Here is a 17,156-nt window from a genome sequence, read left to right on the forward strand (position 1 = left end):
GGATTGGAGTAAGGCCTAGCTTAATTCTTCTATTTTCTTTACATAGACCACATCTTGCTCCGATTTGCAAATGAGAATTAGGTCTCCTTTTTTAATGGGGACTTCGCCTGGTATGGTTCTGGCATATCGTTCCAGCGTGAGCGATCCAAAGAAGATCCGAACTTTGCCCATCGAACTTCCTTCGATGGGCAATAGTGCTTCACCTTTTAAATTTATTAACTCATGGTCTGAGAAGCTCGAATCAAGTTTCCTTTGTTGAATTCGCTTAAATAATTTAAATAGAAAAACGGTTATAACACCCACTGAAACACTCCATAACAGAATTGAAATTACAGATTCTTTAGTAAGAATGGCAAAGGTGCCGGTTAAACCAAAACCTGCACAAAAATAGACCAACGTTCGTAGCAAACGTATAAATTCAAGAACGACACCTGAGTGTCGTTTTTTATAATCTATTATTATGGAACCTTTTTCTCCGTTTTTCCCTGACGAGTGAGACGGAATATCATCCAAAGCATCAGTAAGTGTATCTGAGCCTTCAGAATCATCATAGCTGCTTTCGCTGTCGGAGGAGCCTTCGCCATCGTCTCCGGTTTGAAAAGATGATATAGCGTTTGTGAAGAAATCAACAAGAATGACTCCGGCACCAAATACCCCGGCTGTAATATATAAGTAAATAAGTTGATCCATAATATAACCTAAAGTAACGAATGAGATAAACTCTGTTTATAATTAACAATTAGACTTTTCATAAATTTTTAGTGATGACAAACCTGCTTTTGACTCCCTTTATACAATACGTAATCAGAAGGGCACCCTAAAATCTAACTAAGGAGATAGAATGTTCATTTTAAATTTCTACAGTCATGAGTTTCTCATGCCTGGCTCTTTATAGCCTTAAGTTTTGATTTCAGCTCTTGTTCAATTTTCACGAGTTCCTGTTCTGCCTGTATTCGTTTGGTTTTTCCTTCTTTTTGAATGGCGATGGTCTCTTCTATGGTAGAAATGAGGTCATCATTAACCTTTTTCAATGTTTCAATTTCCACAATACCCCTCTCATTTTCTCTTGCAGTTTCAATGGAACTCTCTTTGAGCATTTCTGAATTTTTCGAGATCAATTCATTGGTTGTTTGTGTAATGGTTTTTTGAAGTTCAAGGGCGCTCTGTTGACGGAATATGCTCAATGCAATAACTACCTGATTTTTCCATAATGGAATGGTATTTAGTATGCTGCTTTGAATCTTTTCAACCAATAGTTGATCATTATTCTGTATCAATCTTATTTGAGGGGCAGTCTGAATCGAAATGGTTCTACTGAGCTTAAGATCGTGTAATTTCTTTTCAAATCGATGAATCATCTGCTTGTAATCCTGAAACCGCTGTGCATCAGCCGGATCATTTGATTCTTTCACAGCTTGTTCCATTGCCGGTAATTCGTTGTCGTACACTTGTTGCAGCTTGATTTGCCCTGCCGCAATGTAAAGATCTAAATCCATCAAGTAGGAGAGATTCTTCTCATACAGCGCATCAAGCATTGCAATGTCTTTAATAAGCTGCATGCGGGCAGTGTCTAACTCGTTGGAAATCCTTTCAATATGAGTACTTATTTTCTCATACCTGCTAATAAAACGTTTTATGGAGTTGACAAAATTCCCTAGGACCGGGATTTTTGACAACGGGTTGCTTGTCCCAATTTTTTCGACTTTCAGGCTTTTAACCTTTAATCCTAGTTCAGATAGGGTATTGCCAATATCTCCGGCATCCTTGGTCTTTACGCTGGATAAGATGGAATCAGCAAATTCTGAAATCTTGTTTTGAGCACCTATTCCATATTGAATGACCGACTGTGAGTCTTTTATATCAACAGTTGATGCTATTTGTGTTGCTTTTTCAAGGTCCTGAGGTTTCAGGTTCTCAAGTTTTATTAATTGCACGTCTTTTGCAGGTACAGGATTATTGCTTGTCATTTTATTCCCTCCATTTTGATTGTGTTTGCAAGAACTTTTAATTCAATGTCCAATTCAAGAATGTCTTTATCATAAAGTTTTTCCAGCTGTTTTCTATACGCAGTATCCATGATGTTAATGAGTTCTTTGGTCTTAATTAAAGAATCACTTACAGATGAAATATACAGTGTTTCGTTTTGAAGAGATAAATATTTATCCAGAATCTTTATAGTGGCATCCAGATAATAATTAAAAAAGAGCTTTGCTGACTGAAAGGTTTCTGGCTGATTTCGGATGTTATCAATGATTTTATAGCCAATTGTCACCAGGCAGTTGATTTTTGACTTAATTTCATGATCGTTAATAAATACAACTTTTTCTTCAACAATTTGAATCTTCCTGAAGGCCTTATTTAAAACAGAACTTTGATAGTTAGTTCTGGCTTTAAAAGCCTTTGTCGCATTTTTGAACTCTTTGTTTGAGGCCAGATGGTAACCAATAAAAAAGGATAATGTACTTAATATGGCGGAGGAAATTATGGAAAGATTAAAGCCAAAAAATAAAACCAAAAAACTTATGGTTGCCAACCCCCCACCAATAATGGTTTTGGATGCGACTTCTTTTTCTTTGTTTTGAGTTTTAATCATTGGTTAAAGGTTGTTCATCTGCAAATTATAATTGGCTTGTAAGAGCCAGTAATATTTTCCTTTTAAAAATAGTGAATCTTTAGCAGATTTCATCACATCTTTAGCAGTTAAAATTGCAGTTCAGTGTTTTTATTAGTATTTAATGCTAATATACCTTAAGCTCTTATGATTTCCTAAGTGTTAGTAGTTCTAAATCGAATGGCTTTGTTGTTTAATAAGCAATTAGCAAGATGCTTTCTTAAGTTTAAATTCTTACCCTGCTGTGGAAGAGTCGACTACGCCCAGCATCTAAAAAATATTATTTAACACGAATGATCTTTTGGTGGTAATGACCTTTTTGAAAATTTCAATCAATTAAATCTTATGTTTATTCCAGCTGAGAACATCTTGAAGTTGTCAAATTCAGTAATTGTTTATGATGCTCCAAATACCGGATATATAAATAAGTGCGAGAATATGGCCTGTTTGATCCCAAAGGTAACTGTTGGAGTTGTATTTGAATATTCACTGGCTGAAAGTCCCCACCCACTAAATGTTTGATTGTATTTGTATAATGAAGCACCCACATTTAGTGAAGAGGGTGCATTTGGAATAAGCGGTAATAATTGATTGAAGTTTAAATGTCCGCCAAAGACATTCACATATTCTGCAAAAATTAATGATGCGCCGATTTGGAAAATCTGTCTAAATCCAGGTGTTGTTTCTATTACAAAGGCATTATACAACAAAGAAAATGATGGATTGTTATCTGCTATTGCCGTTCCAAAGACTATTCTATTGATTTTAAAACCAAATCCTGTTGCTGGTAGGTTATCAGTATTGCCATCATAAAAAGCAAAGCTTCTAAAAGCCATTATTTTCAATCATAAATTCGTCCTGGCTGTGGCTAATCGTCATAACTGATAAGAAGATTAGGGTCATAAGGCTTCTCATGTTTTTTCAGATTAAGTTAGTGATTTATTTAAACAATAAAGATATTACGCTATAACGTAATATCTTTATCAATTAGTATTTCTGTAAATTATAGAATTAGCGTTTAGTTTCTCGACCCCCTTTTATCCCCTGCATGGGTTAAAATAGTCCCGTTTAGCATGTCGTTGTATTTGGCCGGATTCGACAGAATTTCTTTGGCTTTTGCCACTTCGTTATCTGTTTTTAGGTTATGAACGATGGCACCTCTCTGGTAATAGAAACGGCGCAGAAGTTCCATGGCTAATAGTTCCTCAACTTCTTCCCGGAAAGTCCCCAAATCTCTGGCTACATCTGGTCGGAGATTCTCTTCCATCGCACTGAAAAGTTCTTTGTTTACGTCAAAATATCCTTCTCTTTCAGCCGATTCTTTTAGCTTCCTGAATTGGTTCTGGGATTGGGACTCGTATCTGAAATCTTCCAAACCTGTGACGTAAGATATAAAGTCAGCGTAAAGATCATCGCTGATTTGAAAAACCCCTGGTTTTTCAATAGATGGTGTTTTAACAGCAAACAGGGTGGCGTAATCAAACACGGTTTGTTGTCCAATTAAAGCCATTGAAATGCTTGAAAATCGATCTCTATCAACAATTACATCCGGGGAAATGCCTCCTCCGTCAAACACGATGCGTCCACCACTGGTGGAGAATTCCCGCATTAATGAGTCCGGAATGAAACCAACACTGCCATCTTCATTTCTGTTGGCATAATCAACAGCCTGAATAGACCTTCCGCTTGGTATGTAGTAACGAGCGGTTGTTACCTTTAGACTTGAATTGTATGCCAGGCTGCGGGTGGTTTGCACCAATCCTTTTCCAAAAGAGCGCTGACCAATGACCAAAGCGCGATCATGATCCTGAAGTGCTCCGGCAACAATTTCTGATGCAGATGCCGAACCCCGATTAATCAACACTGCCAGTGGCATAACGGTATCAATTGGCTGACGCGGCGCACGATATGTTTTATCCCATTGACTCACTCTTCCTTTGGTGCTCACAACTTCGCTTCCACGGGGAAGAAACAGATTCGCGATTTTTACGGCTTCATCCATCAATCCTCCGGGATTGCCACGCAAATCAAGAATCAGGCGGCTCATGTTCTCGTTTTTCTTTAACTCTTTAAGCGCCTTTTCAACCTCTTGACTGCAATTCTGGGTAAAATTATTTAGAATGATGATTCCTGTTTTATCATCCAACATTCCGTAATAGGGAACGGGATTTATTTGTATGGAGCGACGGGTAATGGTAATGGTGATTGGATTGTTTTTTCCGGGTCGTTCCACCAGAACATTGACTTCAGTACCGGCAGGCCCTTTGAGTCTGTCACTAACGTCTGAAGTTTGCTTCCCTTTCATATCATCTCCATCAATTTTCAGAATCCGGTCGCCGGCACGCAAGCCGGCTTCCTGTGCCGGAAAACCTTCATAAGGTTCGGAAACAACAACGAAATCGCCTCGCTTTGTTATCAATGCACCAATACCTGCGTATTCACCAGTCGTCATAAAACGAAAATCATCCATCTCCGATTCTGGGATAAAGGTGGTATAAGGATCTAACGATTCGAGCATTGCATCAATGGAGGATTTGATTAGGTCATCAGGATTAATCTCATCCACATAAAAGCTATTCAATTCTCTGAAAAGTGTATAGAAAATATCAAGATTTTTGACTATTTCAAAATTTCTACGGTCGGTGTTGGCAGCAATAAAGCCAACTGAAATCATCAGACTTAAAAGAATGGTGATGAACCAGCCTTTTTTTGTTAATCCTCTCTTCTTATCCATTTTATGATGTTTTTGATATAATACAAGATAAAAACTGTGTCAAAATTCATTCCTTTTCTTCGTTTGAAAGTAAAATAAATGAAGTCAGGCAGTGTTTAGTTCGTTAAAGTAGCAAATTTATAATTAATTACGGATATATCTCTATCCAAAAACAGCCAGTACCTGAACACAAATTATTAGCAATACCATGGCTACCGGATATACTGTTGCATAAGCAACTGCTGGCGCATTGGTTTCGGTCATAGGAGCTACCGCAGCAAGACCGGGTGTACTGGTCATGGCTCCGGTTAATGTTCCCATAAGCGAAAGAAAATTCATTTTTTTCAAAAATTTTGCAATCATCACAGCCAGAATCATGGGAACCAGGGTGATGAGACCTCCAATCAGGAACAGATTATATCCATAGGTCGTGAAAGTCTCCTCCAGGTTGGCTCCGGCTTTGGTGCCAACTTCTACCAGGAAGAACATCAAACCCAATTGTCGAAGCAATTGGGTGGCTGCCCCAGACATACTCCATATGATTGGACCTGTTCGGCCAATTCGGCTTAAGATCATTCCCACAACTAAAACACCTCCGGTTAATCCGGGATTAAACTCAAATCCATTGCTATTGCCAAATGATAGAGTCAGATTTCCCAACAAAATTCCTAAAACGATACCCAGAGCAACAGGGAAAAAATCTGTATCAGAAAGCTTTTTGTCATTGTTTCCAAAAATTCGGAAAACCTGTTGCATATTATCATGGCTACTGGCAACCATCAATTTATCTCCCATTTGCAATCGCAGCGACGGGGAAGGTGTGATATCAATTCCGCTTCGGCGTACCCTGGTAACTGTAGCCTGATAGGTTGACCATAAGTTGAATGCACCTAAAGTTTGATTGATAACACTTTTATTGGTGACTAAAACCGACTGCACTTCATAGGATTTGTGCAGGGGAATATCTTCATTGGTGGCATGCCCAATCAGCAGTTCTATCTTTTTAAGAGCATCTTCGGTTCCAACAGCTTTTATGAGGTCGCCCTTTTGTAGTTTTACATCAGGAGAAGGCATCATAGTTTCTTCTCCATGTTGAATGCGGGAAATGACCGCATTTGTCATGGACCGAACTTTAAGTTCGGCAATGGTTCGGTCAATGATCGCCTCATTCTCAACTCTGAATATGCGATTCTTTATTTCCGGAAACTCAAAATGACTCTCTTTCTCAAACTCATCTTCAGCCGCTTTGATATCGGCCTTTACAAGTTTCGGATAAAGTTTAATAAACAAGATCACCCCAATGACGCCAAATGGGTAGGCTACACCGTAGCCTATGGAGACCAGCGGAGAATCAATGGCATCTGTTGCAGCTGCTAAACCTGGAGAACTCGAAAGGGCTCCTGTTAATAGACCAATGGCCACAGCCATATCAATGCCGGTCCAGTACCATGCAATAAAAGTAATGAGCGAGGCCGACAGGATGACAATACTGGTCAGAACGACAAGTGTTCTTCCCTGTTTCCTGAACGAATCAAAAAAACCCGGACCCGCCTGCATTCCAATGGTATAAATAAACAGGACAAGGCCCAGCTGGCCAATAATAGGTGGAATTTCCAGCCCATGATGGCCAAAAAAGATGGCCACGAAAATAATGGCCGAAATATCAAGTGAAATACCGGCAATTTTAATATTGCCGATGACAAATCCTATACAGATGATTAAAAAAAGGATGAAATAGGGTTGTGATAACAGTTCCATAGAATGCATGCATTTTAGAAGAGGGCAAAGTTAAGAGATAATTGGTAATTTGTAACTTGATTTATCTAACTTTACCATTTTTAATGGTTATTTTTGTTGTTGGTATGTTATTTGTGTAAATTTTAACCTTTATACCGGATGGAAAAGGGTGCAGACGCCAAACAATTGCTGCTTGATAAAAGATACCTGGCCATGGCAGCCATATGGGCTCAAAACTCATATTGCAAGCGTCGCCAGGTGGGCGCATTGTTGGTAAAAGAGAAAATGATCATCAGTGACGGATATAATGGTACGCCATCGGGTTTCGAAAATGAATGTGAAGACGTTAACAATGTAACCAAACCATATGTATTGCATGCCGAAGCTAATGCCATTACAAAAGTGGCAAGAAGCGGTAACAGCTCCCAGGGAGCAACTCTATATGTTACATCTTCGCCGTGCATTGAGTGTGCCAAGCTGATCATACAGGCTGGTATTGTCAGGGTTGTTTTTTCTGAGAATTATCGGGTGGATGACGGAATTCAATTATTAAAGAGAGCAGGAGTGGACATTGTACATATCCATCCCTGAAATTAAATTTTTTAAACCATTTTAAGGAATGAAGTATAATAACAACCTTAAGCAAATAATTCTTCCTGCTGTTCTGGCTTTTGTTTTGATCCTGGGATTTTTTATTGGCAGGATATGGACGCCTTCAACCTCTTCCACCGGCAGCAACCGGTTGTTTATTTATCCACAATCTAATAAACTGGAAGCATTAATTAACCTCATTGAGCAAGAGTATGTTGATACCATTAATAAGGAAGAGCTCATTGAAAAGGTAATTCCTGAGATCTTAAAAAACCTCGATCCGCATACGGTATACATTCCTAAAGAAGACCTACAGGCAGCCAACGAAGAGTTGGACGGAAATTTTGGCGGAATTGGCGTACAGTTCAGCATGCAAAATGATACGGTGTTGGTAATCAGTGTGATTTCAGGTGGGCCATCAGAGAAGTTGGGGATCATTCCGGGCGATCGAATCATTACAGTTAATGACAGTATTATCGCTGGAGTTAGCACGAGTACCGATAACGTTGTCCGATTGCTTCGGGGAGAAATGGGAACCAAGGTTAATGTGGGTATTAAACGCCAGGGGCGCGAGGAGTTGCTGGATTTTGAAATTACTCGTGGGATGATTCCCATATATAGTGTAGATGTTTCTTACATGATAACCGATTCCATCGGTTATATAAAAATCAGTCGTTTTGGACGCAATACCTACCAGGAAATGCTTACCGCCATGGCCAGATTAAAAGCGCACAACTGCCAAAGCGTGATTATTGATTTAAGAGGAAACTCTGGCGGATACCTGGATGTAGCCATCAGCATCATTAACGAATTTCTTTCAAAGGGCGATTTAATTGTATATACTGAGGGTAAGAATAACCCGCGACAAAACATTTATGCCAACGGAGCCGGCTCCTGCCAGGATGTGGGAGTTACCATTTTGATCGACGAATTCAGCGCATCGGCCAGCGAAATTATGGCGGGTGCCATACAGGATAACGACAGAGGCTTGGTTGTGGGACGCCGCTCATTTGGGAAGGGGCTTGTTCAGCAGCAAATTCCGTTACCCGACAGAAGCGCCATTCGATTGACTGTTGCGAGGTATTATACGCCAAGTGGTCGGGGTATCCAGAAACCTTATGAAAATGGTGTTGAGGATTACCACCGGGACATTTTGGCCAGATTTGAGCACGGTGAGTTCTTTGAACGAGACAGCATTGTAATGGATGAATCATTGGAATTTTTCACACGCGGAGGCAGAATCATATACGGTGGCGGGGGTGTTATGCCTGATGTATTTATTCCCAGAGACACAACACAATTGAGTGAATATTATTTCCGTTTACACGATCGTGGGGTCATATATCAGTATGCGCTAAATTATACCGATAACAACAGGTTGCAACTTCAGAGATTCGAAAATGCTGAATCATTAGTGGCATACCTATCCAATCTGGACTTGTTAAGCGGATTGGTCGAATTTGCACGTGGCAGAGGAGTCCAGTTCAATCAAGAACAGTTCAGACGTTCATCTGAGCGTTTGGAAGTGGAACTTCATGCATATATTGCCAGGAATATCTTTGATAATGAAGGGTTTTATCCTGTATTTCATAAGATTGATGAGGTTGTCAGAGCTGCTCTTTATCATATCAGAAACGGGTACGATCGTGAAGTGTTAAGCCTGAACTAGTACCGCACTCTCGTAACGAATATTAGGGGACTATAAGTGCTGAAGTTATTTTATATATACAGAAGAACCAGTTGTAAAAACCGGAGGGATAGAGATGTTATTTAAAGTATTACTGTTTTTGATTATCATATACTACGTTTTTAAAATTGTAGGACGCATTTTTTTACCCATCTTCATGACCAACAGAATCAGGAAAATGGAGGAGCAAAAGGAGAAAGCCTACCGGGAATACTTAAAGCAGAAGAAACGAAATGAAGGAAAGGTTACCGTAGATCAGGTGCCACACCAGAAAAAACAACAGCCGCGAAAAACGCGGCCGTTTATGAATGATTCTTCAGGTGAGTATGTTGATTTTGAAGAGGTAAAATAAGATTTATCTCTTATGTAGCCCGCACTCCTTAGTGTCGGGATTTTCCCACCACCAGCGTCCGGCGCGCACATCTTCTCCGGGTTCAATGGCTCGGGTACATGGCTGGCAGCCAATTGATGGAAATCCTTTATCATGTAAAGTATTATAAGGAACTTTGTTGGTATGAATATACTCCCAAACCAGTTCTTCGCTCCAATGCGCAAGCGGGTTAACTTTTACCAGTTGATTGTTTTCATCCCATTCCACCACATTTATCCCGCTTCGGGTTACAGCCTGTCCGGCACGTAAACCGCATATCCATGCATCAAGGTTGGAAAACGCTCTTTGCAATGGTTCAATTTTTCTTAAGTGACAACAAAGCTTTCGGTTCTCTATGCTTTCATAAAAGAGGTTGATCCCTTTGCTGTTTACCATCTCCTGAACTTTATCTTTATCAGGAAAAAATATTTCAATTTTGGTTTTATACTTTCTCGATGTGCGGTCGATGAGGTCATATGTTTCAGAAAACAGCCGACCGGTGTCGAGGGTGAAAACCCGAGCGTTCGCATCTATTTTAAGCAACATATCGGTCAACACCTGATCTTCTGCCCCAAGGCTTGACGAAAGTGCCACCTTGGCGCCAAAAAGGCTTAAGATGCGCTCCAAAATCTCGTGAGGCTTAGCTGAGTTTAGTTCTTCGTTTAATTTTACGATTTCTTCTTTTTGCATTGTTTATTTCTTTTTTTTTGTACAGTCTCCAAAACATACACCCATACTGCGACCTTTTGCTATCAGTTTGTTATCCGGTTCAATCAAACGAGTTTTTCCACCCACTTCCGAAAGTGGAACGCTTGTTACGAGGCCGTTCTTTAAAGCCACCATTTTACCAAATTCCCTGTTGTGAACCATTTGAGCGGCATATGTGCCAAATCTTGTAGCCAGTATTCTGTCGGTTGCAGTAGGGCTACCGCCTCTTTGTATGTATCCCAGAATGGTTTCCCGGGTTTCCAGCCCTGTGGTTCTTTTAATCTGCTTAGCCATGTATGCTCCGGCCGATTTTTTCTTGCCCTCCTTATAAATACCTTCTCCTACTACCACGATGGAATATGGTTTCTTTTTATGGCTGCGCTCAAGCAGGCATTTGGCCACCAGCTCCATGTCGTAAGGGATTTCTGGCAGCAGAATGACGTCCCCACCGCCTGCTATTCCGGAATACAATGCAATCCATCCGGCATGATGCCCCATAACCTCTATTACCATCACCCGTTTATGAGAATTGGCAGTGGTATGGAGTCTGTCAATGGCTTCGGTGGCAATGTGTACAGCCGTATCAAAACCAAAGGTGAGATCGGTTCCCCAAATGTCATTATCGATGGTTTTAGGAACGCCAATAATATTAAGCCCTTCCTGAGCAAGCAAATCGGCGGTTTTTTGAGTGCCGTTACCTCCAATGCAGACCAGTGCCTCAAGTTTAAGTTCTTCGTAATGTTTCTTAATCAGCGACGGTATCACCGTCGGATCTTCTCCTTCGTTCACTTTAAAAGGCTTTAACCTTGATGTCCCGAGAATTGTACCCCCTAAGGTCAAAATTCCGGATAGCTGTGATTCGCTTAACGATATGGTTTGCTTTTCCACCAAACCGCTGAATCCATTGATTATGCCCACAACGTCCATACCATATTCAACAATGGCTGTTTTACCAACCCCGCGTATGGCTGCATTTATGCCGGGGCAGTCTCCACCGGCAGACAATATGCCTACCCTCATTTTCTTACTGCGCATACTCTTTGGTTTTATATTTTTATAATCAGGGCGATATATTTTTAAACCATTTAGCAGTCGATGTTGTTTTCAATCTGCTCTGTTTTTTATAGGTTTTACGAATGAAAAATCAGCAATGGGATATCGGTATTAAAGAGCATTTTCCTGGTTACCGATGGACTGAACACTTTTCGTAAAAGTGTTCGTTTGCGACGGGTCATGGCAATCAGATGGGTTGGGTTTTCGGTGAGATACTCTTCAAGGGTTTTTAAATAGTTTTTACCGGTGATGATATCAAAATTGATGTTGTAATTTCGATAAGTACAGTCGCAGTAAGTACGCAACTGCTCCATTTTACGTATCACATTTTTGTCTGCTTTTCCTGTGGAATGATATACAGCACTTATTTCGGTATGAAACGGCGAAATCAGCCTGATCAACCTGTGAAGAGAGATGTAGTCCCGGTCGTTGAGTTCAATTAAAAACAGAACTTTTCCCAATTGGGTCAGGTCAATGGTTGAGTGGGACGGAACAGCCAGTACAGGAGCTGTTACCTTTTGAACCACATCGCTTGTGATGCTTCCCAATGTCTCTTTTATGGTTTCTCCTTTGCTTTTGGTTCCCATTATAATCACATCAAAAGACTCCTTATTACTTATTCGGGGAATCACATCCTCCGGGTAACCATATTCGAAACGGTATTCCAGCTGTATGTTTTTGTTTTGCAGTGAATTCATGGAGTTCACGATGTTTCCTGTCAGTTCTTTAAGTTTTTCCCTTGATTCCTCATCTCGCTTCTCGATGGATGCCTTGGCATCATAAAACTCCTGTGTCTCTTTCTCAACTAGAGGTTCCTCTTCCAACGATACATATTCTGAAAAGCAGTGCAGAATAAAGATACCCGCAGGAAATTTTTCGGCCAGCGTCAGTGCGAAGGTCAACGCGTTAAGCGAGTATTCGGAGAAGTTTACCGGTACCAGAATCTTTATCATAACAGGTTGTTTGGTTTTTCTGCTATTGTGGGAGCAAAATCCCATTTAATGGTGAAATTTAATACTTTTTTCTTACGGAATCATGCTTTGAACCCTTAAAAATAAAAAAGAGAATCGTAAACGTACGATTCTCTATTTTATTAATTGTTATCATCTGCTTATGATAGTTGCATGCTGATTAAATAATCAGCATGGCGTCACCATAAGTCCCGAAGCGGTATTTTTCCTTAACGGCGGTTTTATAGGCTTTCATCACCAAATCGTATCCGCCGAAAGCAGCCACCATCATCAACAGCGTTGAATAGGGCAGATGAAAGTTGGATATCATGCAATTGGCCACCTGAAAATCATAAGCCGGGAATATGAACTTGTTGGTCCAACCCTCAAAGGGTTTTACATGACCAAAAGTACTGACAGAGGTTTCCAGAGTTCGCATGACCGTTGTTCCCACGGCGCAAATTTTATTCTTGCGATCTTTTCCGGCGTTGATGATGTTGGCTGCCTCATCCGAAATCAGAATCTGTTCTGAGTCCATTTTATGTTTGGTCAGATCCTCAACATCTACGGTCCGGAAATTCCCTAAACCCACGTGAAGTGTGATATAGGAAAAATGGGTTCCTTTTATTTCCAGGCGCTTAAGCAACTCCCTGCTGAAATGTAAACCGGCGGTTGGAGCAGCAACAGCTCCCTCATTACGTGCAAAAATGGTCTGATAACGTTCGCTGTCCTCCGGTTCAACTTCCCTTTTTATGAACTTTGGCAGAGGGGTTTCACCCAGGCTGTAGAGGGTTTTCTTAAAATCTTCGTGCGATCCGTCGTATAGAAAACGCAATGTACGACCCCGCGATGTGGTGTTGTCGATCACCTCAGCCACCAAAGCATCATCATCTCCAAAATAGAGTTTGTTGCCAATTCTGATTTTCCGAGCAGGATCAACCAAAACATCCCAAAGGCGCTGCTCAGTGTTGAGTTCCCTCAACAAAAACACCTCAATTTCAGCCCCGGTTTTTTCCTTATTTCCGTATAATCTGGCCGGAAATACTTTGGTATCGTTGAATACAAAAACATCATCGGTCTTAAAATAATCGATGATCTCTTTGAAAATTTTGTGCTCAATTTTACCGGTGTCCCGGTGAACTACCATCAAACGGGATTCATCCCTGTTTTGTGTGGGATGAAGAGCAATGAGTTCTTCAGGCAGCTTGTACTTAAATTTTGATAACTTCATTACAACAATATCGTTAAATGAAACATTTATGAGCATTATGGCTCATAATAAATGATGAATAATTAACCTGATGGTTTAATTGCCCTTCTCTATAAGAGTGGCAATAAGGAACATCCTCCCTGTATATGATAACTCTTAGCAGACAGAAAAAGCTCTGTCTCCCTAAACTTCTGTTATACGATTAAACAGATGAATTTGTTTTCAGTTTTTCTTCAAATTCCTTTGGGCCAATGGCTTTTTCGTTTCTGAATGAACCGCTGGCGGTTCTCACCAGTCCCGAAAGGTATGCACCTGAGTTAAGCGATTTGCCTAAATCGTGTGCAAAGGAACGTATGTATGTTCCTTTGGAACATACAATCCGAATAACTGCTTCAGAATCCTTATAACTTATCAGTTCGATTTCATGAACCTCAATTTCGCGCTGCGACATGGCAACCTCTTTACCCTTACGGGCATGCTCATACGCTCTTTGTCCGTTAACTTTTATGGCTGAAAAAAGAGGGGGCGTTTGTAATTGCTTCCCTAAAAAACTTTTCAACGCTTCTTTTACCAGTGCCTCGCTAACGTGGCTGCAATCATATTTACTGTCAATTTCGGTTTCCAGATCGTACGATGGTCTTGTGGCTCCAAATTTCACATGCGCTACGTACTCCTTATCCATTCCGGTAAACATGGGAATCTGTTTGGTTGCTTTACCGGTGCACAATACCAGCAGGCCTGTTGCCAACGGATCCAGAGTTCCTGCATGTCCCACTTTTATTTTTCTGATTCCCAGATGGGTTCTGAAAAGAATCCGTATTTTGTTTACCACATCAAATGATGACCAAGTGAGTGGTTTATCAATCAACAGCACGATTCCTTCCTTGTAATCTTCGGCGCTATAGCTCTCTTCGGGATTAAATACCCTGATGTTTTCCATTCAATAAATCCTTCTACAATAAACTGCCTGTTATAGCTATTGCAGCAACTATGGCGCAATAGATGGCAAAATAAATAAGTTTGCCTTTTTTCACGATGTTGATCATCCATTTACAGGCAAATAATCCGGCTAAAAATGCTGCAACAAATCCTATAAGCAGCACTCCAAAACCAAGCCCTTGTAAAGCAGGATCGCTTGCCGGAGTCTCTTTTAATGAGCTGATGACGCTGAGAAAATTCTCCCCAAGAATTGGTATCAGCACCATCAAAAATGAGAAACGTGCCATTTCGCTGCGCTTGTTGCCCAGCAACAAGCCTGTGGCAATGGTGGCTCCTGAACGGGAAATTCCCGGCATGACTGCAATTGTCTGAGCAATGCCAATAATAAATGCATCCCGATAGGAAATATCCCTGTTTCCCGATTTTTTATAATAGGCAAAGGCTAAAAGTGAGGCGGTTACCAACAGCATAAGCCCCACAATAAGCAGGATGTTTGGTGCATCAAATACCGCTTCTACCTGATCCTTAAAAAAGAGGCCAACAATGGCAATGGGAATCATGGATACGGCAATTTTTGAAATATACTGGGTCTCATCGTTCCACTTAAAACGGAACAAGCCCATTATAAGATTGGCAATATCCTGTCTGAAAACTACCAATGTGCTGAGCACGGTGGCGCCGTGTACCAATACGGTGAAATAGAGATTTTCTGTGGTTTCAACCCCAAGTAGATGTTTTCCCAGTTCTAAATGACCACTGCTGCTTACCGGTAAAAATTCTGTTAAACCTTGAATGATGCCAAGTATGAGCGCTTCAATCCAATTCATAAAATGAGTACTTTGTGGTTTTAGATAATGATGTCATTAAATGAACACGTAGGTGTTCATTTAAGACTGTGTAGAATTTATTTTTTCTTTTTCTTATCCACCTCAGGTTTTTTCATGATGGCATAAATGGCAAAAACAAAACCTGCCAAAGCGGTCATGGGGCCTAAAGTAACTCTTCTGAAGTCAAATATTTTGTCACTAAAAACATTCGGATCGTCGCTTCCTCCTCCGGTCATTATTATGAAACCAAGAACGATGAGGCCAAAAGCAATGGCCAGATACTTGTAGTTTTCTTTATCCAGCGGCATCTCAAGTTTGCCGGCTGTTTTCTCTTTTTTTAAACTCTCTTTTTTCGACATGTCTTCCGGTTTTTTCAATAATAGAGTTGATCGGTTTTTAGCCTCAGGTATTTGTTAACTGCAAAAAATGTTGAGATGAACGTAATCATCAACCCTAATATGATGACAATTAAAAACAGTAAACCTATTAGCAGGATATTGGAAAATCCAATGACTCCGTCCAGTTCGTTGCTGAGGCCGTAAATCATGAGTGACAACAACACAATGGCCACCGTTGAGCCGGCCAGACCATGAAGCAGGCTTTTCCATAAAAACGGCCGCCGGATAAATCCCTTTGTGGCTCCTACCAGCTGCATGGTTTTTATTAAAAATCGCTTTGAGTATACAGACAGCCTGATGGTGTTGTTGATAAGTGCAATACTGATGACCATCAGCAAAAGGCTGAAAACACCAAGCACCATGGTAATTTTCCGTATGTTCTCGTTGATGGCATCCAACAGGTTTTTTTGGTAATAAACCTCTTTTACCTGCGGGAAGCTCATGATTTGAGCCTCGATGCGAGCCATGCTATCAGGATTGGCCCACTGAGCGGCCAATTTAACTTCAATGGATGCCAAAAGCGGGTTATAACCCAGGAATTCAACAAAATCTTCGCCCAACTCCTCTCTAAGTGCGTCGGCTGCCTGGTCTTTGTTGATGTATTCGGCCACCCTAACATAGGGAGCTGCATTTAAGATGGTCTGAAGCCGCACAACTTCAGCTTCGCGGGCATTATCATTTATCAGGACGGTAAAACCAAGATTTTCCTTGATATAGGTAGAAAGCCTGTTGGCGTTGAGAAACAGGAATCCGATGATGCCAAGCAAAAACAGAACCAGTGAAATACTGATTATGGTGGTGGCATAAGAACTCCGCAATTTTCTCCTGGCAATGGAACTACTCATATTTTTTACCCGTTTTGATCACAAAAGGACATACTCATCTCAAATTAGTCGCAAATATAGTATAATTGCGGTAACATTCAAGAAATAACAGCCTTGGATTCATCTTAAATTAGGTTAAAATTGTGGAATCATAGGTAATGGCTTGTGCAGATTTTCGTTAGTGCACACGTGTGCACTAACGAAAATCTGCATAATGATGTGTTTTTTAAGTAACTATTGCCCGGCTAAGCTTTTTTGTTATGATATTCATGCAATAGATTTCTCGCTTCGCTCGAAATGACAGGCTGTTACGTTGTGAGAGTTTAGGGGGTGATGGCGGCGAAGCCGCCATCACTCCCTAAACCGTTTTAGCTTCCTGAAAGTTTTGTCATTTAGAGCAATGCGAGAAATCTATATTAATTAGTCGGCCAGTGGAGATTTTTAATTTTCTTATAATTATCGAATAATTGTAAATCATTTCAATTATTTTAGCTTTCTAAATTGTTCAAAATGCGTTGTTTGGTGCTAATGGTGCAAA

17 protein-coding genes are annotated in these 17,156 nt (G+C 40.5%); 3 read left to right on the forward strand and 14 right to left on the reverse strand.

Annotated elements, in window-relative coordinates:
• Window positions 1–15: 15 nt before the first annotated feature.
• The 6 genes from EV194_RS03030 to EV194_RS03055 all read right to left on the reverse strand — a co-directional run bounded on the left by EV194_RS03030 (window position 16) and on the right by EV194_RS03055 (window position 7,082).
• Window positions 16–690, reverse strand: a complete 675-nt coding sequence (locus EV194_RS03030; protein ID WP_132431943.1) for an NfeD family protein — start codon at window positions 688–690, stop codon at window positions 16–18.
• Window positions 691–875: 185 nt separating this feature from the next.
• The gene (locus EV194_RS03035) at window positions 876–1,967 is read right to left on the reverse strand and encodes a toxic anion resistance protein (RefSeq protein ID WP_132431945.1); all 1,092 of its coding nucleotides are present in this window, start codon (window positions 1,965–1,967) and stop codon (window positions 876–878) included.
• A complete protein-coding gene (locus tag EV194_RS03040) occupies window positions 1,964–2,593 on the reverse strand; it encodes a 5-bromo-4-chloroindolyl phosphate hydrolysis family protein (protein ID WP_132431947.1) in 630 nt (209 codons plus the stop codon). Before EV194_RS03040 ends, EV194_RS03035 begins: the two co-directional genes overlap by 4 nt.
• 413 nt (window positions 2,594–3,006) lie before the next feature.
• Window positions 3,007–3,447 (reverse strand): hypothetical protein, encoded by a 441-nt coding sequence (locus EV194_RS03045; RefSeq protein WP_132431949.1) that lies wholly within the window; start codon window positions 3,445–3,447, stop codon window positions 3,007–3,009.
• Between the two features lie 182 nt (window positions 3,448–3,629).
• On the reverse strand, window positions 3,630–5,345 hold the full coding sequence (locus EV194_RS03050; protein WP_132431951.1) for a S41 family peptidase: 1,716 nt from the start codon (window positions 5,343–5,345) through the stop codon (window positions 3,630–3,632).
• A 141-nt stretch (window positions 5,346–5,486) separates the two neighbouring features.
• Entirely contained in the window at window positions 5,487–7,082 is a 1,596-nt protein-coding gene (locus tag EV194_RS03055) for an aspartate:alanine exchanger family transporter (protein WP_132431953.1), read from the reverse strand.
• Between the two features lie 138 nt (window positions 7,083–7,220).
• Here EV194_RS03055 and EV194_RS03060 point away from each other — a divergent pair, with 138 nt between their 5' ends.
• From EV194_RS03060 to EV194_RS03070, 3 genes are all read left to right on the forward strand, one after another.
• A complete protein-coding gene (locus tag EV194_RS03060; protein ID WP_132431955.1) occupies window positions 7,221–7,652 on the forward strand; it encodes a deoxycytidylate deaminase in 432 nt (143 codons plus the stop codon).
• 28 nt (window positions 7,653–7,680) lie between these two features.
• A complete protein-coding gene (locus EV194_RS03065; protein ID WP_132431957.1) occupies window positions 7,681–9,321 on the forward strand; it encodes a S41 family peptidase in 1,641 nt (546 codons plus the stop codon).
• A 94-nt stretch (window positions 9,322–9,415) separates the two neighbouring features.
• Window positions 9,416–9,691, forward strand: a complete 276-nt coding sequence (locus EV194_RS03070) for a DUF4834 family protein (protein ID WP_132431959.1) — start codon at window positions 9,416–9,418, stop codon at window positions 9,689–9,691.
• A 3-nt stretch (window positions 9,692–9,694) separates the two neighbouring features.
• Here the strand turns inward: EV194_RS03070 and EV194_RS03075 are convergent, their stop codons facing one another.
• The 8 genes from EV194_RS03075 to EV194_RS03110 all read right to left on the reverse strand — a co-directional run bounded on the left by EV194_RS03075 (window position 9,695) and on the right by EV194_RS03110 (window position 16,639).
• Window positions 9,695–10,399: a phosphoadenylyl-sulfate reductase gene (locus tag EV194_RS03075; RefSeq protein ID WP_132431961.1), complete on the reverse strand. Its 705-nt coding sequence runs from the start codon at window positions 10,397–10,399 to the stop codon at window positions 9,695–9,697.
• Window positions 10,400–10,402: 3 nt separating this feature from the next.
• Entirely contained in the window at window positions 10,403–11,452 is a 1,050-nt protein-coding gene (locus EV194_RS03080) for a 6-phosphofructokinase (RefSeq protein ID WP_243699311.1), read from the reverse strand.
• A gap of 95 nt (window positions 11,453–11,547) precedes the next feature.
• Window positions 11,548–12,423 (reverse strand): universal stress protein, encoded by an 876-nt coding sequence (locus EV194_RS03085; protein WP_132431963.1) that lies wholly within the window; start codon window positions 12,421–12,423, stop codon window positions 11,548–11,550.
• 178 nt (window positions 12,424–12,601) lie between these two features.
• Window positions 12,602–13,651: a tRNA preQ1(34) S-adenosylmethionine ribosyltransferase-isomerase QueA gene (gene queA, locus EV194_RS03090; RefSeq protein WP_132431965.1), complete on the reverse strand. Its 1,050-nt coding sequence runs from the start codon at window positions 13,649–13,651 to the stop codon at window positions 12,602–12,604.
• A gap of 181 nt (window positions 13,652–13,832) precedes the next feature.
• On the reverse strand, window positions 13,833–14,570 hold the full coding sequence (gene truB, locus EV194_RS03095; protein ID WP_132431967.1) for a tRNA pseudouridine(55) synthase TruB: 738 nt from the start codon (window positions 14,568–14,570) through the stop codon (window positions 13,833–13,835).
• A gap of 13 nt (window positions 14,571–14,583) precedes the next feature.
• The gene (locus EV194_RS03100) at window positions 14,584–15,396 is read right to left on the reverse strand and encodes an undecaprenyl-diphosphate phosphatase (RefSeq protein ID WP_132431969.1); all 813 of its coding nucleotides are present in this window, start codon (window positions 15,394–15,396) and stop codon (window positions 14,584–14,586) included.
• 77 nt (window positions 15,397–15,473) lie between these two features.
• Window positions 15,474–15,755: a DUF3098 domain-containing protein gene (locus EV194_RS03105; protein WP_132431971.1), complete on the reverse strand. Its 282-nt coding sequence runs from the start codon at window positions 15,753–15,755 to the stop codon at window positions 15,474–15,476.
• Between the two features lie 14 nt (window positions 15,756–15,769).
• Window positions 15,770–16,639, reverse strand: a complete 870-nt coding sequence (locus EV194_RS03110) for a cell division protein FtsX (RefSeq protein WP_132431973.1) — start codon at window positions 16,637–16,639, stop codon at window positions 15,770–15,772.
• Between the last annotated feature and the right edge of the window lie 517 nt (window positions 16,640–17,156).

The sequence above is a fragment of the Natronoflexus pectinivorans genome (assembly GCF_004345615.1).
GTDB classification, from domain to species: Bacteria; Bacteroidota; Bacteroidia; order Bacteroidales; family Marinilabiliaceae; genus Natronoflexus; species Natronoflexus pectinivorans.